The organism is Isoptericola halotolerans (assembly GCF_013149785.1).
Classification (GTDB): Bacteria; Actinomycetota; Actinomycetes; order Actinomycetales; family Cellulomonadaceae; genus Isoptericola; species Isoptericola halotolerans.
The window spans coordinates 1139958-1159333 of record NZ_JABEZU010000001.1; the positions used below are offsets into that span (position 1 = coordinate 1139958).

At 72.9% G+C, this 19376-nt stretch carries 19 protein-coding genes; 15 read left to right on the plus strand and 4 right to left on the minus strand.

Going from position 1 to position 19376, the window contains the following annotated elements; all coding sequences use genetic code 11:
* Positions 1-42: 42 nt before the first annotated feature.
* The 8 genes from HDG69_RS05330 to HDG69_RS05365 all read left to right on the plus strand — a co-directional run bounded on the left by HDG69_RS05330 (position 43) and on the right by HDG69_RS05365 (position 10094).
* Positions 43-1728, plus strand: a complete 1686-nt coding sequence (locus tag HDG69_RS05330) for a BCCT family transporter (RefSeq protein WP_216645154.1) — start codon at positions 43-45, stop codon at positions 1726-1728.
* 54 nt (positions 1729-1782) lie between these two features.
* The gene (typA, locus tag HDG69_RS05335) at positions 1783-3693 is read left to right on the plus strand and encodes a translational GTPase TypA (protein WP_171782677.1); all 1911 of its coding nucleotides are present in this window, start codon (positions 1783-1785) and stop codon (positions 3691-3693) included.
* Between the two features lie 4 nt (positions 3694-3697).
* Entirely contained in the window at positions 3698-4690 is a 993-nt protein-coding gene (locus HDG69_RS05340) for a PIG-L family deacetylase (protein ID WP_343036262.1), read from the plus strand.
* Positions 4687-5139, plus strand: a complete 453-nt coding sequence (locus tag HDG69_RS05345) for a DUF6113 family protein (protein ID WP_343036263.1) — start codon at positions 4687-4689, stop codon at positions 5137-5139. The genes HDG69_RS05340 and HDG69_RS05345 overlap by 4 nt, the downstream gene beginning before the upstream one ends.
* A gap of 101 nt (positions 5140-5240) precedes the next feature.
* Complete coding sequence (locus tag HDG69_RS05350) at positions 5241-7268, plus strand: VanW family protein (RefSeq protein ID WP_171782678.1); 2028 nt, start codon at positions 5241-5243, stop codon at positions 7266-7268.
* On the plus strand, positions 7268-8158 hold the full coding sequence (locus HDG69_RS05355) for an ACT domain-containing protein (protein WP_171782679.1): 891 nt from the start codon (positions 7268-7270) through the stop codon (positions 8156-8158). The genes HDG69_RS05350 and HDG69_RS05355 overlap by 1 nt, the downstream gene beginning before the upstream one ends.
* The gene (locus tag HDG69_RS05360; protein ID WP_343036264.1) at positions 8155-9099 is read left to right on the plus strand and encodes a prephenate dehydratase; all 945 of its coding nucleotides are present in this window, start codon (positions 8155-8157) and stop codon (positions 9097-9099) included. The genes HDG69_RS05355 and HDG69_RS05360 overlap by 4 nt, the downstream gene beginning before the upstream one ends.
* Positions 9096-10094 carry a prephenate dehydrogenase/arogenate dehydrogenase family protein gene (locus HDG69_RS05365; RefSeq protein WP_171782681.1) on the plus strand — a complete coding sequence of 333 codons (999 nt, stop codon included), beginning with the start codon at positions 9096-9098 and terminating at the stop codon, positions 10092-10094. The genes HDG69_RS05360 and HDG69_RS05365 overlap by 4 nt, the downstream gene beginning before the upstream one ends.
* Positions 10095-10097: 3 nt before the next feature.
* Here the strand turns inward: HDG69_RS05365 and HDG69_RS05370 are convergent, their stop codons facing one another.
* Entirely contained in the window at positions 10098-10394 is a 297-nt protein-coding gene (locus HDG69_RS05370) for a DUF6725 family protein (protein ID WP_171782682.1), read from the minus strand.
* Positions 10395-10464: 70 nt separating this feature from the next.
* Here HDG69_RS05370 and fdxA point away from each other — a divergent pair, with 70 nt between their 5' ends.
* The 3 genes from fdxA (at position 10465) to HDG69_RS05385 (ending at position 13420) form a co-directional block, all read left to right on the plus strand.
* Entirely contained in the window at positions 10465-10782 is a 318-nt protein-coding gene (gene fdxA / locus HDG69_RS05375) for a ferredoxin (RefSeq protein WP_106266803.1), read from the plus strand.
* A 16-nt stretch (positions 10783-10798) separates the two neighbouring features.
* Entirely contained in the window at positions 10799-11947 is a 1149-nt protein-coding gene (dapC, locus tag HDG69_RS05380) for a succinyldiaminopimelate transaminase (protein WP_343036265.1), read from the plus strand.
* 171 nt (positions 11948-12118) lie between these two features.
* Positions 12119-13420, plus strand: coding sequence for a citrate synthase (locus HDG69_RS05385; protein WP_171782683.1), 1302 nt, complete (start codon positions 12119-12121; stop codon positions 13418-13420).
* Positions 13421-13475: 55 nt separating this feature from the next.
* Here the strand turns inward: HDG69_RS05385 and HDG69_RS05390 are convergent, their stop codons facing one another.
* Both HDG69_RS05390 and dapD read right to left on the minus strand, forming a co-directional pair.
* The gene (locus tag HDG69_RS05390) at positions 13476-14378 is read right to left on the minus strand and encodes a hypothetical protein (RefSeq protein ID WP_171782684.1); all 903 of its coding nucleotides are present in this window, start codon (positions 14376-14378) and stop codon (positions 13476-13478) included.
* Positions 14378-15343, minus strand: coding sequence for a 2,3,4,5-tetrahydropyridine-2,6-dicarboxylate N-succinyltransferase (gene dapD, locus HDG69_RS05395; protein ID WP_171782685.1), 966 nt, complete (start codon positions 15341-15343; stop codon positions 14378-14380). The genes HDG69_RS05390 and dapD overlap by 1 nt, the downstream gene beginning before the upstream one ends.
* A 47-nt stretch (positions 15344-15390) precedes the next feature.
* Here dapD and dapE point away from each other — a divergent pair, with 47 nt between their 5' ends.
* The 4 genes from dapE (at position 15391) to HDG69_RS05415 (ending at position 18579) form a co-directional block, all read left to right on the plus strand.
* Positions 15391-16539, plus strand: coding sequence for a succinyl-diaminopimelate desuccinylase (dapE, locus tag HDG69_RS05400; protein ID WP_171783192.1), 1149 nt, complete (start codon positions 15391-15393; stop codon positions 16537-16539).
* Between the two features lie 10 nt (positions 16540-16549).
* A complete protein-coding gene (locus tag HDG69_RS05405) occupies positions 16550-17329 on the plus strand; it encodes an LOG family protein (RefSeq protein WP_171782686.1) in 780 nt (259 codons plus the stop codon).
* Positions 17329-18270: a dihydropteroate synthase gene (folP, locus tag HDG69_RS05410; RefSeq protein WP_343036326.1), complete on the plus strand. Its 942-nt coding sequence runs from the start codon at positions 17329-17331 to the stop codon at positions 18268-18270. The genes HDG69_RS05405 and folP overlap by 1 nt, the downstream gene beginning before the upstream one ends.
* A 141-nt stretch (positions 18271-18411) precedes the next feature.
* Complete coding sequence (locus HDG69_RS05415; RefSeq protein WP_106266794.1) at positions 18412-18579, plus strand: DUF3117 domain-containing protein; 168 nt, start codon at positions 18412-18414, stop codon at positions 18577-18579.
* Between the two features lie 70 nt (positions 18580-18649).
* Here the strand turns inward: HDG69_RS05415 and HDG69_RS05420 are convergent, their stop codons facing one another.
* Positions 18650-19369 carry an O-methyltransferase gene (locus HDG69_RS05420; RefSeq protein ID WP_171782687.1) on the minus strand — a complete coding sequence of 240 codons (720 nt, stop codon included), beginning with the start codon at positions 19367-19369 and terminating at the stop codon, positions 18650-18652.
* Positions 19370-19376 lie beyond the last annotated feature (7 nt).

Sequence of the window (19376 nt, forward strand, 5' to 3'; positions counted from 1 at the left end):
TGTGCGGTTGCCGTGCGCGGGGCGTCAGGGAAGTGTGAAGCCATGACACGCCGACGTTCGACCATCGCACCCGCCGTGTTCTACCCGGCCGGTGTCCTGATCCTGCTGTTCGTCCTCGTCGCGTTCTTCGCGACCGACGTCGTCGCGGAGGTCATGAACACGCTCCAGGCGAAGACCATCAACGGCTTCGGCTGGTACTACATCGTCATCGTCGCGGCCTTCATGATCTTCGCGATCTGGATGGGCGTCAGCCGGTTCGGCGAGATCACCCTCGGGCCCGACGACGAGGAGGCGGACTTCAAGCTCCCGGTCTGGTTCGCGATGCTCTTCGCCACCGGGATGGGGATCGGGCTCGTCTACTACGGCGTCGCCGAGCCGTTGTCGCACTTCGAGTCGCCGAAGCCGGGCGTGACGGGCGAGGCCCCGGCCCTCGCGCAGGCCGCGATGGGTCAGACGTACGTCCACTGGGGCTTCCACGCCTGGGGCATCTACGTGGTCATCGGCCTCGCGCTGGCCTACGCGATCCACCGCAAGGGACGCCCCGCCTCGATCCGGTGGGCGCTCGAACCGCTGCTCGGCGAGAAGCGCGTCAAAGGTTGGCTCGGGAACCTCATCGACGTCCTCGCCATCTTCGGCACGGTCTTCGGCGTCGCCACCTCGCTGGGGCTCGGTGTGCAGCAGGTGGCTGCCGGCCTGGAGTACCTGGAGGTGGCCGACGCGACGCTCGCGCTCCAGCTGGGCCTCATCGCCGCGATCACGGCCGTGGCGGCGATCTCGGTGGCCTCGGGCCTGGAGCGGGGGATCAAGTGGCTGTCCAACGCCAACATGGTGCTGGCCGGTGCGCTCGTCGTCACGGTCCTGGTCCTGGGGTCCTCGCTGTTCCTGCTGCGCGAGTGGGTGCAGTCCATCGGCTACTACTTCCAGAACGTCATGATGATGACGTTCGACACCCTGGCGTTCCAGGGCGCGGACGGGCTCGCCTGGGAGTCGAGCTGGACCATCTTCTACTGGGGCTGGTGGATCTCCTGGGCGCCCTTCGTCGGGCTGTTCATCGCCCGCATCTCGCGGGGCCGCACGGTGCGCGAGTTCGTCCTGGGCACGCTGCTGGTCCCGATGCTGGTCTCCACGATCTGGTTCAGCGTGTTCGGGGGGTCGGCGATCCGTCAGGAGCGCAACGAGCCCGGGTCGATGCTGACGCCCGACCCTCAGACGGGCGAGATGGTGGTCAACACCGACACCGCCATGTTCCAGCTCTTCGAGACCCTGCCCGGCGGCGGGGCGTGGATGGCCGTCGTCGCGATCATCCTGGTCGTGGTGTTCTTCGTGACGTCGTCGGACTCCGGGTCGTTCGTGGTGGACATGCTCGCCAACGGCGGGAACCAGAACCCACCGCTGTGGTCCCGGCTGTTCTGGGCGATCCTCGAGGGTGGTGTGGCCGCGGCGCTGCTGTACGCGGGGGGTCTCAACGCGTTGCAGACCGCGGCGATCCTCACCGCCCTGCCGTTCTCGCTGGTGATGGTCGGGTCGGCGATCTCGGTGTGGAAGGCGCTCGACATCGAGTACCGCCAGATCACCCGCGCGGAGCGCCGCCTGCGCCGCCGGGAGCTCACCGAGCACGTGACGGTGCAGGTCACCGACCACGTCACCGAGAACTTCGCGGAGATCAGCGAGCAGAGCAAGAACGCCGGGGCACGGCGCTCGCGAAGGAAGCGGGGGACCTCCGGGTAGGATGGAGCGGCCCCGGGTTCCCGGGTGCCACCTCCCACGGAAAGAGAACCGTAGATGTCTGTGCGCTCCGACCTGCGCAACGTGGCGATCGTCGCCCACGTCGACCACGGCAAGACCACCCTGGTCGACGCCATGCTCCGGCAGGCCGGCGCCTTCGCCGCGCACCAGCAGGTGGACGACCGGGTCATGGACTCCGGCGACCTGGAGCGTGAGAAGGGCATCACGATCCTCGCCAAGAACACCGCGGTCCGCTACGCCGGCCCGTCCGCCGTCGAGGCGGGGGAGGCCGACGGCATCACGATCAACGTCATCGACACCCCCGGCCACGCCGACTTCGGCGGCGAGGTCGAGCGCGGGCTGTCGATGGTGGACGGTGTCGTGCTGCTCGTCGACGCCTCGGAGGGCCCGCTGCCCCAGACGCGCTTCGTGCTGCGCAAGGCGCTGGCCGCCAAGCTGCCGGTCATCGTCGTCGTCAACAAGGTGGACCGGCCGGACTCCCGCATCACGGAGGTCGTCGCCGAGACCACCGACCTGCTGCTCGGACTGGCCAGCGACCTGTCCGACGAGGTACCCGACCTCGACGTCGACGCCGTCCTGGACGTCCCGGTCGTCTACGCGTCGGCCAAGGCGGGCCGGGCCTCCACCGAGCAGCCCGCGGACGGCGCGCTGCCGGCGAACGAGGACCTCGAGCCGCTGTTCTCGACGATCCTGGGGACCATCCCGGCACCCACGTACGACGACCAGATGCCCCTGCAGGCGCACGTGACGAACCTCGACGCGTCCCCGTTCCTGGGTCGCCTCGCCCTCCTGCGCGTCTTCAACGGCACGCTGCGCAAGGGGCAGACGGTCGCCTGGGCGCGCCACGACGGCACTCTGGGGCAGGTGCGCATCACTGAGCTGCTGCGCACCGAGGCGCTCACCCGCGTCCCGGCCGAGTCCGCCGGCCCGGGCGACATCGTCGCGGTGGCGGGCATCGCCGACATCATGATCGGCGAGACCCTCACGGACCCCGACGACCCGCGCCCGCTGCCCCTCATCACGGTCGACGACCCGGCGATCTCGATGACGGTCGGCATCAACACCTCGCCGCTGGCCGGCAAGGGCGGCAAGGGCCACAAGGTCACGGCCCGCCAGGTCAAGGACCGTCTCGACGCGGAGCTCGTCGGCAACGTCTCCCTGAAGGTGCTGCCGACCGACCGCCCCGACGCCTGGGAGGTGCAGGGCCGCGGTGAGCTGGCCCTGGCGATCCTCGTCGAGCAGATGCGCCGCGAGGGCTTCGAGCTGACGGTCGGCAAGCCGCAGGTCGTGACGAAGCAGATCGACGGCAAGACCTGCGAGCCCATGGAGCACATGACGATCGACGTCCCCGAGGAGTACCTCGGCGCGGTCACCCAGCTCCTGGCCGCCCGCAAGGGCCGGATGGAGACGATGTCGAACCACGGCACCGGCTGGGTGCGCATGGAGTTCGTCGTCCCCGCCCGTGGTCTGATCGGGTTCCGGACCCGGTTCCTCACCGAGACCCGCGGCACCGGCATCGCGTCGTCGTACGCCGAGGGCTACGAGCCGTGGCACGGACCCATCGAGTCCCGCTCGACCGGTTCGCTGGTGGCCGACCGCTCCGGCGTCGTGACGCCGTTCGCCATGATCAACCTGCAGGAGCGCGGCTCGTTCTTCGTCGAGCCCACGCAGGACGTCTACGAGGGCATGATCGTCGGCGAGAACTCGCGCAACGAGGACATGGACGTCAACATCACCAAGGAGAAGAAGCTGACGAACATGCGGTCCTCGACCGCGGACAGCTTCGAGAACCTGGTGCCGCCGCGCAAGCTGACGCTCGAGGAGTCCCTGGAGTTCACGGCCGAGGACGAGTGCGTGGAGATCACGCCGGAGATCGTGCGCATCCGCAAGGTGAACCTCGACGCCACGGAGCGCGCGCGGGCGACGGCGCGGGCCAAGCGCGCCTGACACCGTGCGTGCCGGGGCCGGCCTGCGGCCGCACGGGGGGCTGCTGGCCGTCCACGCGCACCCGGACGACGAGACGCTCGCGACCGGGGCGCTGCTGGCCGCCTGGGCCGCGGCGGGTGAACCCGTCACGGTCGTGACCTGCACGCGGGGCGAGCGTGGCGAGGTGATCGACACCGCGGCGCACCCCACGGGTCTCGCGCACCTCGAGGGGGACGGCCGTGCCCTGGCCGCGCACCGGGAGGGCGAGCTGGCCGCCGCGCTGGCCGCCCTCGGGGTCCGTGACCACGCGTTCCTCGACCACGTCCTCCTCGACCAGGAGGACCCCGAGCGCTTCGAGGACTCCGGGATGTCCTGGGTCGCGCCGGGGATAGCCGGTCCGGCACCGGACTCGGGGCCGACGGCGTTCGCCCGCCTCCCGCTGGACGTCGCGGCCTCGCGTCTCGCCGCCGTCGTCCGCGACCGGCGACCCGGCGTCGTCGCGACCTACGAGGCCGGTGGCGGCTACGGCCACCCGGACCACGTGCGGGCGCACCAGGTGACCGTGCGCGCGCTGGAGGTGGCCGCCGACCCGGGTGCCGACGTCGTCGGGGAGGCCTGGACCGTCCCGGAGCGGTGGGAGGTCGTCGAGCCCGCGGAGGAGGTGCGGGGCGCACGGAGCGCGCTCGCCGACGCCCCGTCCGTCCGCCGGCTCGCCGCGGAGCACGGGCTCACCGTGCCTGCTGCGGACGCGACGCTGCCGCCGGTCGCGGTGCCGCGCGAGGAGCTCGAGCGGTCCGCGACGGTCACGGTCGAGGTCGCGCCGGTCCTCGACCGCCTCCTGGCGGCACTGGCGGCTCACGCCACCCAGGTCCAGCACGTGGGGCGCACGGCGGACGCGGGTCCTGCCGTGCTGGGCCGCTACGCGCTCAGCAACGGCGTGCTCGCCCCGGTCCCGAGCCGGGCGCGCCTGCGTCGGGTGCCGGCGCCGGGGACGACGCCGGTAGGCTCGGGCCGGTGAGCTCGCCCGCGCCGTACGACGCCTCGTCCGCACCGCACCACGCGTCGGCCCGCCCGGCAGGTCCTCCGGGCGGTCGAGCGCTCGCCGGGCGCGCCGTCCTGGCGCTGCTCCTGGGTGCTGCGGTCGGCGTGATCGGCACCGTCGCGCACCGCGTCGAGTGGGCCGGCCTGCCGGCGGGCCTGGCGCTGGCGCTGACGCTGACGGCCTCCACCGCGGTGCTCTGCCGGGCCTGGTCGGGGGCGGTGACGCTGCTGGCGACCGCTGCGGGCTGGTTCCTCGCGGTCCAGGTCCTGTCCGCGTCGGGCCCCGGGGGTGACGTGCTCGTGCCCGCGCAGACCGTCGGCTACGTCTGGACGTACGGTGGCCTCGCGCTGCTCGCGGCTCCGGCCCTCCTGCCTCGTTCCTGGTTCGTGGACGACGGCGGCGACGGGGCCGGCCCGCGGTCGTGACCGGGCGCGCCGAGTAGGATTCGTTCTCGCGCGGTGCTGCCGCGCTCAGATCCGGCCCGGGGGCACGGTTGGCCCCCACGAGACCAGCACGGAGCGTGTCGATGGGCAAGCCGACCGAGAGCGACGAGAACCTGCCCGAGCAGGGTGGGTCGGCGTCGTCGGAGGCAGCGCAGACGCCCGCCGCGCCATCCGCGCCGGACACGCCGTCCGCCCCGGACGTACCCGACAGCCCCTACCAGCCGGCGGTGCGTGCCTACGAGAACCGCCGTCCGCCGGGTGCCTCGTCGCCCGCGAGCGCGTCGTCCGCGCCGCCGACCGAGGCGATCCCTTCCGTGACCGGAGCGGCCGGGGCGGCCGGAGCGGCCGGGGCGGACGACCCGGCGCAGTCGTCCTCGGGCACCGCCGGGACGCCGCTGGAGGGCCTGCAGGGCGACGGGGCACCGAGTCGCTGGCCCAAGGTGCTGCTGGGCGTCGGCGCCGGGGTCGTGGTGCTCGCCGGACTCTACGTGGGTGCGCAGTGGTTCGTGGCCGACTCGGTGCCGTCCGGCACGACGGTGGCCGGGGTGGACCTCGGGGGCCTGGACGCCACCGAGGCGGTCACCGCGCTGGAGCAGGGGCTCGCACCGCGGGCCGCGGAACCCGTCACGGTCCAGGCCGGTGAGGTCTCCAGCACCGTCGATCCGACCGAGGCCGGGCTGTCGCTGGACGCGCAGGCCACGGTCGACGGGCTCACGGGGTTCTCGTTGAGCCCCGGACGCCTGATCGACCACCTCGCCGGTGGGGGTGAGGTCGCCCCGGAGGTGGACGTCGACAGGGCTGCGCTCACGGCGACCGTGTCGTCGGTCGCGGACTCTCTCGCCACGGAGCCCGTGGACGGCACGGTGCAGTTCGCGGACGGCGAGCCGGTCGCCACCGAGGCCGCCGACGGCACCGAGGTGGTCACCGACGCTGCCGAGGAGGTCCTGGTCGGTGCCTGGCTCGTCAGCACCGGCCCGGTCGACCTGCCCACGGAGGCGGTCCCGCCGCAGATCGACCAGGCCGACACCGATGCGGCTCTCGAGGTCGCGGAGGAGATCGTGTCGGGACCGGTGACGGTGGAGGTCGACGACCAGAGCCCCGAGCTGCCCCCGCGGGTCCTGGCGCGCTCCACCTCGTTCGTCCCGGCCGACGGCGCGCTGGTGGCGGAGTTCGACGGCGACCGGCTCACCAGCGCGCTCATCGACCGCACGGACGACCTGCTGAGCGAGCCGAACGACGCCCGGTTCGAGTTCTCCGGCGGCGAGCCGGCGATCGTCGGCGGCGAGATCGGTACCACCCTCGATCCGGAGGCGGTGGCGTCCGCGGTCGGCGAGGCCGCGCAGGGCGGCGAACGACGGACCACCGTCGAGCTGGTGGAGGAGGACCCGGAGGACTCGGTCGCCTCGCTCGAGGAGCTCGGCGTCAAGGAGGTCGTCTCGGAGTTCTCCACGCCGCTGACCAGCGAACCCGTCCGCACCAAGAACCTGGTGCGCGGTGCCGAGCTGGTCAACGAGACGCTCGTCAAGCCCGGTGAGACGTTCTCCCTGCTCGACACGTTGTCCCCGATCGACACCTCGAACGGCTTCTTCGCCGCGGGCGTCGTCAGCAACGGTCTGCACGTGGACGCGGTCGGTGGCGGGCTGTCGCAGATGGCCACGACGACCTACAACGCCGGCTTCTTCGCGGGGTTCGACGACGTCGAGCACCGTCAGCACAGCTACTGGTTCAGTCGCTACCCGGCGGGCCGGGAGGCGACCATCTACGTCGGCTCCATCGACATGAAGTTCAAGAACGACACCCCGTACGGCGCGCTCATGCAGAGCTACGTGGCCGACGGCAGGCTCCACGTGAAGATCTGGTCCACGGAGTACTACGACGTCGAGGAGTCGGACTCTGGCAAGCAGGAGGTGGTCCCGATCAAGACGGTCGACAAGTCGGGCAGCCCGGGCTGCGAGCCGTACTCCGGCGGGCAGGCGGGGTTCGCCATCACCGTCTACCGCAAGGTCTACCTCGACGGTGAGCTCGTCAAGGACGAGTCCAACTTCTGGCGCTACAAGCCGGACGACGCCGTGAGCTGCAGCAGGCCCGCGACGGACGAGGAGGACGACTGATGCTCGGCCGTACCACCCGCGAGTCGCCGGCCCACGCCGCGCTCGCCGCGCACGAGGCGGGCTGGTCGGGCATCGCCCCGGGCTCCGTCGTGATGTCGGCCGTGCGCGACGAGTCGGGTGAGCTGCTCGACCTGGGGACGACGGCGCAGGCCCTCGACACCGTCGCGAGCATCGACGACCTCGCGGCCGTGGTCCACGTGGGCCATCCCGAACAGCCGTCGCCCGCCCTGGAGCAGGCGCTCCTGGCGGGTGACCCCACGCTGATCGTGACCGCGGCCGTCCCGGTCCGCCCGCAGTGGGTGTGGGTGGCACCGCCGGGTGTGGTGGGCGGTCAAGTGGTCGTGGACGAGGCGGGGATGCGCGACTGCGCCGATCTGCTGCGCACCATGGGCGTGAGTCCTCGGCTCGTCCCCACGTCGACGCCGGTGGGGGAGCGTGCGGTCCTGGCCGGAGAGCACGGTTCGCTGGTGGTCGAGCGCTCGAGGGTGCCGGACGGCTGGGTGGAGGTGCCGGGCAGCGACCGGGTCGCGGCCCAGGGGCCGGTCTGGTACGGGCTGCTGCAGGCGGCCCGTGCCTGGCCACGGTTCGACGGCAGCGCCCAGGTGTGGCTCGCCTTCGGTCCCTCGGACGACCACCGGGGGTCCCTGCGCCAGACGTTGGGTGTGCTGGCCGACGCCGGGGTGGACCTGCAGCACCTGCGCAGCCATCCCTCGACGAGCGGGCCGCACGTCTTCCTGACGTCGTTCCGGTGCCCCGAGGTGGCGGTGCTGGACGCGCTGGTGTCGGAGCTCGACGCGAGGTCGGTCGCGCACCGCACCCTGGCGGTGCTCCCCGGTGACCGGTTCGCACCAGGTCCGGACGGCCTGCGCCCCCGGTGGGCGGGCGAGTGAGGGTCGCGTACCTGGGGCCGGAGGGCACCTTCACCCATCAGGCCGTCCGCACCTGGGCGGCAGGCCTGCCCGGCGAGACGCTCCGGGCGCTCCCGCAGGGCACGGTCGGCGAGGTCCACGACGCCGTGTCGTCCGGCGCGGCCGACGTCGGCGTCGTCGCGATCGAGAGCTCCGTGGAGGGGCACGTGGTGCCGTCGTTGGACGTCCTGCTGGGCAGCGCGGACGTCGTCGCGGTCGACGAGGTCGTGCTCGACATCTCGTTCGACGCGTTCGTGCGGCCCGGTCACGGGGTGCTGACCGAGGCCACGGCCCACCCGCACGGGCTGGCCCAGTGCCGCCGGTTCGTGGTGGAGCGCGGGCTCGTGGAGGTCCCGGCCGCGTCCAACGGGGCCGCCTGCCGGGACGTGCAGGGGCACCAGGTGGCGTTCGGGCCGCGGCTGTGCGGCGAGCTCTACGGCCTCGAGACGCTCGCCGAGTCGGTGGAGGACCATCCGGGGGCGCGGACGCGCTTCCTGGTCCTCGACCGCCGCGCACGCGCCGTCGAGCGGTTCGCGCGGCGTCGCGACGCGTCCGACGACGGCGCGACCGCGTGGCGCACGACGGTCGCGGTGACCCCGGTGGTCACCGGGCCCGGGGTGCTGGCCCGGATCACCGACGCCTTCGGTGCGCGCGCCGTGAACATGTCGAGCCTGGTGACCCGGCCCCTCAAGGCCCGCGAGGGGCAGTACGTCTTCGTGGTGACCCTGGACGCCGCACCCTGGGAGGTGCGCGAGCTGTTCGGTGACCTGCTGGCCGCCGGTGACGCGCTCAAGGTGCTCGGGGCGTACCCCGCCGCACCGGGGGAGGGCGGCCTGGACGGGCAGCTGGCCGACCACGCTCCCGCCGGCAGCGTGCGGCACGAGGACGCGGACGCCGTCGTCGACCGAGGGCTGCTGTGGTGAGCGGGGCGGCCGTGGAGGACCGGGTGGCGGTGGTCGGCCTCGGTCTGGTCGGTGGTTCGCTCGCCCGGCTGCTGGCCGCCCGCGGGGTGGACGTCGTGGCGACGGACGTCTCGCCGGCGACGCGCGCCGCCGCCCGCCGCGCCGGGCTGTCCGTCGCCGACGACCTGGCGGCCTGCGTGGCCGGTGCGGGGCTCGTCGTGCTGGCCACACCGCTGCGCGTGATGGCGACCGTGGCGCGCGAGGTGGCCGAGCACGCCCCGGCGTCGGCCACGGTGACGGACGTCGGCAGCGTCAAGGGTCCGGTGCGCGCCGCGGTGGTGGCGGCGGGCCTGGCCGGACGCTATGTCGGTGCCCACCCGATGTCGGGGACCGAGCACAGCGGGTTCGACGCGTCGGACGCCGGGCTGCTGGACGGGGTGCGCTGGGCGGTCACCGTGGACGGCGAGGTCGAGCCCGACCGGCTCGCGGCCGTCCTCGGTCTCGTCACCGGCCCGTGCGCCGGCACCGCAGCCCTGCTCCTCGACGAGGTGCACGACGAGGCCGCAGCGCTGATCAGCCACGTGCCGCACGTGCTCGCGACCCAGCTCCTCAACGCCGTCGGCGGGGCACCGGTCCGTGACGTGGCGCTGGGGCTCGCGGCAGGGAGCTTTCGCGACGGGACGCGGGTGGCCTTCACCGACCCGGCGCGCACCGAGGCGATGGTCGCGCAGAACGCCGCCTGGGTGGCACCGGCGCTGCGCAAGGTGGTCCGCGACCTCGATCTGGTCATCGAGTCCCTGGAGAGCAACGGCTCGGCCCACGAGTTCTTCCACGCCGCCGACGAGGTGCGTGCGGGCGGACCACCCGGGCCGCCGGCCGTCGACCATGACGCCACGGTCGAACAGGTGCCGCGGTCCCCGGGCTGGCCGGCGACGCTGGTGGAGCGGTGCACGGCGGGAGCAGTCGTCGTGGGGATCGGCACGACGCACGTCGACGTGACGTCGCCGCGTCGGTAGCCGTCAGCCGGGTCGATCCCCGCGTCGGACCGGGCGTGGAGGGAGCGGCTTCGCGACCTCGACGTCCTCGGCCCCGATCCTGACCTCCGTGCCGGCTCCGGGGGCGTCGCGGCGCGCGGGGTCGCGTCGCAGGGTGATCCCGGCGCGGTCCACGGCGACGACCACGCCGACGACGTCGGTCCATCTCCGGCCGCTCGCCTCGGCCTCGACGGGTGCCAGCCGCCGCCGGACGACGGCTCGGGTCCCGGCGGGCCAGTCTCGCCAGTCGGACGATCCGGGGAGCGCGTGCGGGGATGTCACGTGAGCGATACTAGAGTGCCTCCAGTACCACCCGGAGTCCGCTCCACCCGTGACCTGAAAGGTAACTGCAGTGACCTACGTGATCGCTCAGCCGTGCGTCGACGTCAAGGACAAGGCGTGCATCGAGGAGTGTCCCGTGGACTGCATCTACGAGGGCTCCCGCTCGCTGTACATCCACCCCGACGAGTGCGTGGACTGCGGAGCCTGCGAGCCGGTCTGCCCGGTCGAGGCCATCTACTACGAGGACGACGTCCCCGAGGAGTGGAAGGACTACTACCGTGCGAACGTGGAGTTCTTCGACGACCTCGGCTCGCCCGGCGGCGCGGCGAAGATGGGCGTCATCGAGAAGGACGACCCGATGATCGCCGGTCTGCCGCCGCAGGCCTGAGCGCGACCGTCGAGCTGTGGGACTCGCCGACCTGAGGGCGCTGCCCTACCCGTGGGACACCCTCGGTGACGTGCGCGCCACGGCGGCCGCCCACCCGGGAGGGATGGTCGACCTGTCGGTCGGCACCCCGGTGGACCCGACGCCCCCGGTCGTCCGCGACGCCCTCGCCGGCGCCGCGGACGCCCCCGGGTATCCGCTGACCCACGGCACCGCCGCGCTGCGCGAGGCCGTCGCCGGGTGGTTCGCACGGCGTCGCGGTGTGCCCGGTCTGGACCCGGCCGGGGTGATGCCCACGATCGGCTCCAAGGAGCTGGTGGGGCTGCTGCCGTCGCTGCTGCGGCTCGGGCCGGGCGACGTCGTCGTCCACCCCGAGATCGCCTATCCGACCTACGACGTCGGCGCGCGGCTCGCCGGGGCCACGCCGCTGCCTGCCGACGACGTCGCCGCCTGGGCCGGGCGCGACGACGTGCGCCTGGTCTGGGTGAACTCGCCGTCGAACCCCACGGGTGCCGTGGCCGACGTCGAGAGGCTCGCGGCCGTCGTGGCGGCGGCGCGCGCGGCGGGTGCGGTCGTCGTGAGCGACGAGTGCTACGCCGAGCTGCCGTGGGAGCCGCAGCAGGTCGCGGCGGACGGGACCAGCCGGGTGCCGAGCCTGCTCGACCCCCGGGTGTGCGGCGGCTCGCACGACGGCCTGCTGGTCGCCTACTCCCTGTCGAAGCAGTCGAACCTCGCCGGGTACCGGGCGGCGTTCGTCGCGGGGGACCCCGCCCTGGTCGGCGACCTGCTCGCCACCCGCAAGCACCTGGGCATGATCGTCCCCGCCCCGGTGCAGGCGGCGATGGTCGCGGGGCTGGGTGACGATGCCCACGTCATGGCCCAGCGCGAGCGGTACCGGCGCCGGCGCGACCTGCTGCTGCCCGCGCTGCGCGAGGCAGGGTTCGTCGTCGACCACTCGCAGGCGGGCCTCTACCTGTGGGTCCGACGCGTGGACGACTCCGCTGGTCCGGCGGGATCGCGCGACCTGGCGCGGTGGTTCGCCGAGCGAGGCGTGCTCGTCGGGCCCGGGGAGTTCTACGGCGGCGCGGGTGCCCGGCACGTGCGGGTCGCGCTGACGGCCACCGACGACGACGTCTCGTCCGCTGTGGCGCGCATCACATCTCCTTGACGCAGGGATTGGAACCGCATGGGATCGGGAGGGTAGTTTTATCCGCAGGCCGCGGCTGCCCTGCGGAGACGCCCTCAGGTGGTCCCGTGCGGTAGTCCATGACATTGCCATGAGTTCACGTGTCCCGGGCCCCGACGACGGGGTCGCGGTGGCCCGTCAGGGAAGGAAGACATGACGTCCACCCAGCAGACCCCCACGGTCGAGCTCACCGTCGACGGCGAGGCCCGGACCCTGCCCGTGGTGCCGGCCACCGAGGGGAACGACGGCATCGTCGTCTCGTCCCTGCTCAAGGAGACGGGGATGGTCACGGTCGACCCCGGGTTCACCAACACCGCCTCCTGCGAGTCGACCATCACCTACATCGACGGTGACCAGGGCATCCTGCGTTACCGCGGGTACCCGATCGAGCAGCTCGCCGACAGCTCGTCGTTCCTCGAGGTCTCCTACCTGCTCATCCACGGTGAGCTGCCGACCCCGGCCCAGCTCGAGGCCTTCACCGACCGCATCAACCGTCACACGCTGGTGCCGGAGGCGTTCCGCACCTTCCTCGGGACGTTCCCCCGTGGTGGGCACCCGATGGCCATCATGGCCTCGGCCGTCAACGCGCTCGCCACGTACTACCCGGAGTCGCTCGACCCGCACGACGACGACGCCGTCGAGCTCGCCACCGTGCTCATCCTCGCCAAGATCCGCACGATCACGTCCTACGTGCACCGTTCGATGCGCGACGAGCCGCTGCTCTACCCCGACGCGGCCCGCGGCTACGTCGACGACTTCCTGCGGATGACCTTCGCCCGCCCCTACGAGGAGTGGGAGGCGAACCCGACGGTCGTCTCGGCGATGGACAAGCTGCTCATCCTGCACGCCGACCACGAGCAGAACTGCTCGACGTCCACGGTGCGCATCGTGGGCTCGTCGAACGCGACGCTGTACGCCTCGTTGTCGGCCGGGATCAACGCCCTGTCGGGCCCGTCGCACGGCGGGGCCAACGAGGCCGTGCTGCTCATGCTCGAGAAGATCCGCTCCGGCGACGACTCCGTCGAGACCTTCATGAAGAAGGTCAAGAACAAGGAGGACGGCGTCCGGCTGATGGGCTTCGGGCACCGCGTCTACAAGAGCTACGACCCGCGCGCCGCGATCGTCAAGAAGCACGCGGACGCCGTGCTCGACGAGCTCGGCGCCAAGGACGAGCTGCTCGAGATCGCGCGCGGTCTCGAGGAGATCGCGCTCAGCGACGACTACTTCGTCGAGCGCAAGCTCTACCCGAACGTCGACTTCTACACCGGGCTCATCTACCAGGCGATGGGCTTCTCGCCGGCGATGTTCACGCCGCTGTTCACCCTGGGGCGCATGCCCGGGTGGATCGCCCAGTGGCGCGAGATGTCGAAGGACCCGCAGACGAAGATCGGCCGCCCGCGCCAGATCTACACCGGCCCGACGGCGCGCGACTACGTGGGGCTCGACCAGCGCTGAGGCAGCACGCTCCACGCGGGGAGGAGCCGCTGCTCCGCCCCGCGTGGAGCGTGATCTACCCGGGCGGTGACCCGACCGCGACGAGGACCTGGTCCGCGGACGTCGGGTCGGCGCTGTCGTCGAGCGGAGCCCAGACCGCGTCGGCGCGTGTCCAGACCTGGTCGCCCGCGCGGACCTCGACGACGTCGGTGACGCTCGCGGTGGCCACCGCCCAGTGGGCCACGGCCCAGACCGACCTGTCGGGGTCCTCGTAGCCCAGGGTCGTGGCGTCGATCGCCTGCCGGACCTCGTCGGCGTCCGGCTCGACGGCGGTCACGGCGTCGGCAGGGATGCCCAGGTCCTGGCGCAGCCGGTCGACGAGGTCGACCGGCTCGTCCTCGGTCACCGCGAAGAGCTGGCACGTGAGCGACCCGGGGGAGTGCCCGGTCAGTGCCGACGCCCACGCCCGCGACCGTGTCTCGTGCTGGGCGTACGCCTCGGGGAAGGCGGAACGCTGGACCGCCTGGGCGGCGACCGTGACCTCCATGTCCTGCCAGCCGTCGACCTCCACGAGCCCGTCGTAGAACGCGTTCGTGGAGTAGACCGGGTCCATGATCTCCGCCGGGGTTCCCCAGCCCTGGGAGGGCCGCTGCTGGAACAACCCCAGCGAGTCGCGGTCGCCGTAGTCGATGTTGACCAGGCTGGACTCCTGCAGGGCTGTCGCCACCCCGATCGTCGCGGCACGCGCCGGCAGGTCGCGCTGGATCGAGGTGCCGACGATCAGGGCGGCGTTCTGCGACTGGACCGTGGTCAGGTACCAGTCGGCGCCGTCGAGCGTGGCCGCGCACCGCTGACGGCTCAGGGCGGGCTCGCGCTCCGAGAGGAACCACACCACACCACCGACGGCGAGCGCCCCGACCGCCAGGACGGCGACGACGGCACTCGCCGAGACCGCGGCCGAGCGCCGTCGTCGGCTCATCAGTTGGCGTGCAGCGCGGCGTTGAGCTCGACGCCCGAGGCACGCGACAGCACCTCGACCGCACCGGTGCGGGAGTTGCGGCGGAACAGCAGGTTGCTGCGCCCCGAGAGGTCGACTGCCTTGACCACCCGCGGCTCGCCGTCGTCACCCATGTCGTCCAGCACGGTGACCTTGGTACCGGCGGTGACGTACAGGCCGGCCTCGACGACGCAGTCGTCGCCGAGCGCGATGCCGAGCCCGGCGTTCGCCCCCAGCAGGCAGCGCTCGCCGATCGAGATGACCTCCTTGCCGCCTCCGGACAGGGTGCCCATGATCGAGGCGCCGCCTCCCACGTCCGAGCCGTCGCCGACGACGACGCCGGCGGAGATCCGGCCCTCGACCATCGACGCGCCGAGGGTGCCGGCGTTGAAGTTCACGAAGCCCTCGTGCATGACGGTGGTGCCCTCGGCCAGGTGGGCGCCCAGGCGCACCCGGTCGGCGTCGGCGATGCGGACGCCCGAGGGCACGACGTAGTCGACCATGCGGGGGAACTTGTCGATGCCGTAGACCGTCACCGGCTTGTCCGTCGAGGCGCGCAGCCGCAGCCGTGTCAGCTCGAAGCCCTCGACGCAGCACGGCCCGTGGGAGGTCCACACCACGTTGGTGAGCTTGCCGAAGACCCCGTCGAGGTTCAGCCCGTGCGGCGGCACCAGACGGTGGGAGACGAGGTGGAGCCGCAGGTAGGCGTCCGCGGCGTCCACGGGCGGGGCGTCGAGGTCGATCCGGGTGTGCACGACCGCCACGTCCACCCGTCGCGCGTCGTCCCGCTGGGAGAGCGCGGAGAGGTCGGCGGGGACGTCGACGTCGTCGGGGGCCTCGCCGAGCGCCGGCGCGGGGTACCAGACGTCGAGCGTAGTGCCGTCGTCGGCCACGGTCGCCAGACCGAGGCCCCAGGCGGAACGGGAGGTGGTGGTGGGCGTCGTCATGGCACCAGCCTATCGGCGCGAGGTGGCACGATGAACGCGTGACCAGCCTGCAGAACCGTTTCGACCCCGCTCTCGTCGACCCTGCGACCCTCCCGTCCTCCGACCTGGCGGACCTCCTCGCCGCCGTGTGCGACATCGAGTCCGTCTCGGGCGACGAGACCGCTCTCGCCGACGCCGTCGAGGCGCTGCTGCGCGACCAGCCGCACCTCGAGGTGACGCGCGACGGCGACGCGGTCGTCGCGCGCACGCTCCTCGGCCGCGAGCGGCGCGTGGTGCTGGCCGGCCACCTGGACACGGTGCCGCTCACCGACCCGCCGAACCTGCCGACCCGGCTGGAGGGCACCGGCGACGACCGGGTGCTGTGGGGCCGCGGCACGGTCGACATGAAGGCTGGTGTCGCCGTCATGCTGGCGCTCGCGGTCGAGCTGGGGCGGCAGGGCGACGAGCAGAGCACCGAGCCCGTGGTCGACCTCACCTACGTGTTCTACGACCACGAGGAGGTCGAGGCCGCCAAGAGCGGGCTGGGCCGGTTGGCGCGCCACCGTCCCGACCTGCTGGCGGGTGACTTCGCGGTGCTCGGTGAGCCGACCTCGGCGGACATCGAGGGCGGCTGCCAGGGCACGATCCGGGTCGAGGTGCGTACCCGTGGTGTCGCCGCGCACTCGGCCCGCTCGTGGCGGGGCGAGAACGCGATCCACGCCGCCGCGCCGATCCTGGCGCGGCTCGCCGGCTATCGCGCGGCCGAGGTCGAGGTCGACGGGCTGGTCTACCGCGAGGGCGTCAACGCCGTGGGAATCCACGGTGGCATCGCGGGCAACGTGGTGCCGGACGCGTGCACCGTGACCGTGAACTACCGGTTCGCGCCGTCCCGTGACCTCGCCGAGGCCGAGGCGCACCTGCGCGAGCTCTTCGACGGCTACGAGGTGACCGTCACCGACGCCTCGCCCGGTGCCCGTCCCGGCCTCGACGACCCGCTCGCCGCCGACTTCGCCGCCGCCGTGCTGGAGCTCACCGGCGGGGTCCCGAAGCCCAAGTTCGGGTGGACCGACGTCGCCCGGTTCGCCGAGCTGGGGATCCCGGCGGTGAACTTCGCCCCGGGAGACCCCTCGCTGGCCCACGCCGACGACGAGCGCGTCCCCGTGCGGGAGCTGGCCGTGTGCCGTGACGCGCTGCGCACCTGGCTGCGTGGTGCGTAGTCTCGCTCCCATGAGCGAACGCACCGACGACGGCGTCCAGCAGACCGGGAGGGGATACCGCAAGGGTCCGGTCCTGCTGCGTGGCACCGAGATCCCGGACACCACCACCGACCAGCGCCTGCTGGCCACCGGCGAAGGCACCGACTGGGTGCACTCCGACCCGTGGCGGGTGATGCGCATCCAGGCCGAGTTCGTCGAGGGCTTCGGCGCGCTCGCCGAGGTGGGTCCGGCGGTGTCGGTGTTCGGCTCGGCCCGCACCCGCAACGACCACCCGGACTACGGCCTCGCCGTCGAGGTCGGTGGCCTGCTGGTGGACGCGGGCTACGCGGTCATCACGGGTGGCGGGCCCGGCATCATGGAGGCCGCCAACAAGGGCGCCGCGGAGGCCGGGGGCACCTCGATCGGTCTGGGCATCGAGCTGCCGTTCGAGCAGGGCATGAACGAGTACGTCAACCGGGGGGTGAGCTTCCGGTACTTCTTCGCCCGCAAGACGATGTTCGTCAAGTACGCCCAGGGGTTCATCGTGCTCCCCGGGGGCTTCGGCACCTTCGACGAGCTCTTCGAGGCGATCACCCTGGTCCAGACCCACAAGGTCACGGGCTTCCCGCTCGTGCTCGTCGGGACCGAGTACTGGAGCGGGCTGCTCGAGTGGGTGCGCACCGCCGTCGTCGACCGCGGCATGGTCAGCCCCACCGACCTCGACCTGCTGCACCTGACCGACTCCGCGGCCGACGCGGTGTCGTACGTGGTCGAGCGGGGCCGGGCGCTCGCCGCCGAGTTCCGCACGTGATCCCGCCCGCCGGAGCACCGCTCGTGCTCCGGGGCCGCGAGGTCGGCCGGGACGACGACGGCTCGGTGCGACCGGTGGTCATGGCCATCGTCAACCGGACCACCGACTCCTTCTACGCACCGGCGCGCTTCTCCGAGGACGACCGGGCGCTGGAGGCGGCTCATCGTGCCTGGCAGGAGGGTGCGGAGATCCTGGACGTGGGCGGGGTGCGGGCCGGGGTGGGTCCGGAGGTCGGTGCCGCCGAGGAGATCGACCGGGTCGTGCCGTTCGTCGCCCGGGTGCGTTCGGAGCTGCCGGAGCTCCTGATCAGCGTCGACACGTGGCGCTCGGAGGTCGCCCGGGCCGCCGTCGAGGCGGGCGCCGACCTGCTCAACGACACCTGGGCGGGACACGACCCTGCGCTGGTCGAGGTGGCAGGGGGCGCCGGCGTCGGCGTCGTCTGCTCGCACACCGGAGGCGCGCGCCCCCGGACCGACCCCTGGCGTGTGGAGTACCAGCCCGGCGACGCCGCTCAGGACGGGCCCGGGGCCGCCGACCCGCGCGACGGCGTCACGCGAGACGTCCTGCGGACGCTCGGCGAGTCGGCCCGCCGGGCCGTCGCGTGCGGAGTGCCGCCGTCGTCGGTGCTCGTGGACCCCACCCACGACTTCGGCAAGAACACCTGGCACTCGCTGCACCTGCTGCGCCGGACCGAGGAGCTGGCCCGGCTCGGTCACCCCGTGCTCATGGCTCTCAGCCGCAAGGACTTCGTCGGGGAGACGCTCGGCCTCGAACCGGACGAGCGGCTGCCCGGAACCCTCGCGGCGACGGCGCTCGCGGCCTGGCACGGGGCCCGGGTGTTCCGCACCCACGACGTGGTACCGACGCGCCAGGCGCTCGAGATGGTGGCTGCCGTGCGCGACGAGGCGCCGCCCCGTGCGGCGTCGCGCGGGATGGCGTGACCGGGACCGCACCAGGCCCGCAGTAGAATGGTGAGGCACGCCTCAACCTGCGCGGCCGTGCCGGCGGCGTCGACCCGCGGCCGGGGCGAGGGCCGGAGCAGGTGGGGCCAGGGAACCGGACAACGGAATGGAGAGCCACACATGGCTGCGATGAAGCCGCGCACGGGCGACGGACCGCTCGAGGTCACCAAGGAGGGACGCGGCATCGTCATGCGTGTGCCGTTGGAGGGCGGCGGTCGCCTGGTCGTCGAGCTGAACGCGACCGAGGCCGGCGAGCTGGGCGAGGCCCTCCAGGCCGTCACCGGCTGAGTCGGCCTCGCCGACGACGCACGAACTCACGGGCGCGGAGCGGGAGACCTGCTCCGCGCCCGTCGCGCTGCTACCGCCGCACCGCCAGCAGGATGCCGTCGCCCACCGGCACCATCGCGGGGACGAGACGCTCGTCCTCCCGGACGGCGTGGGCGAGACGGCGCACCAGGGCCGTCGTCTCGTCGTGCCGGTCGGGGTCCAGCACGCGGCCGCCCAGCAGCGCGTCCACGACGACGAGCACCCCACCCGGGCGGAGCAGCCGCACTGCCGCTTCCACGTACTCCGCGCGGGCGTGCGGGTCGATCGCCACCAGCACCAGGTCGTACGCGCCGTCGGTGAGCCGCGGCAGCACGTCCAGCGGAGGCCGCACGATCGTGCGGGTGCGGTGCACCGGCACGCCCTCCTCGGCGTAGGCCAGCTTGGCCGCGCGCTGGTGCTCCGACTCGGCGTCGATCGTCGTCAGGACGCCGTCCGGGGCCATGCCCCGCAGCATCCACAGCGACGCGACCCCGGCGCCGGTACCGATCTCGACGACGGCGCGCGCGCGGAGCGCCGCCGCGACCACCTGCAGCAGGGCTCCGGTGCCGGGGGAGACCGAGGCGCAGCCGAGCTGCGCCGCCCGTTCGCGGGCGCGCAGGAGCGTCACGTCCTCGGTGAGGAACGTCTCGCTGAAGGCCCAGGCGGCCGTCGGGTCGCCCTGGGCACCGACCCCGGTGGTGATGGCGGCCCCCTCGGATTGCTGCGCTGCGATCGTACGTGGGAACCACCCAGGGTGCTCACACGTTCGCATGGGACGA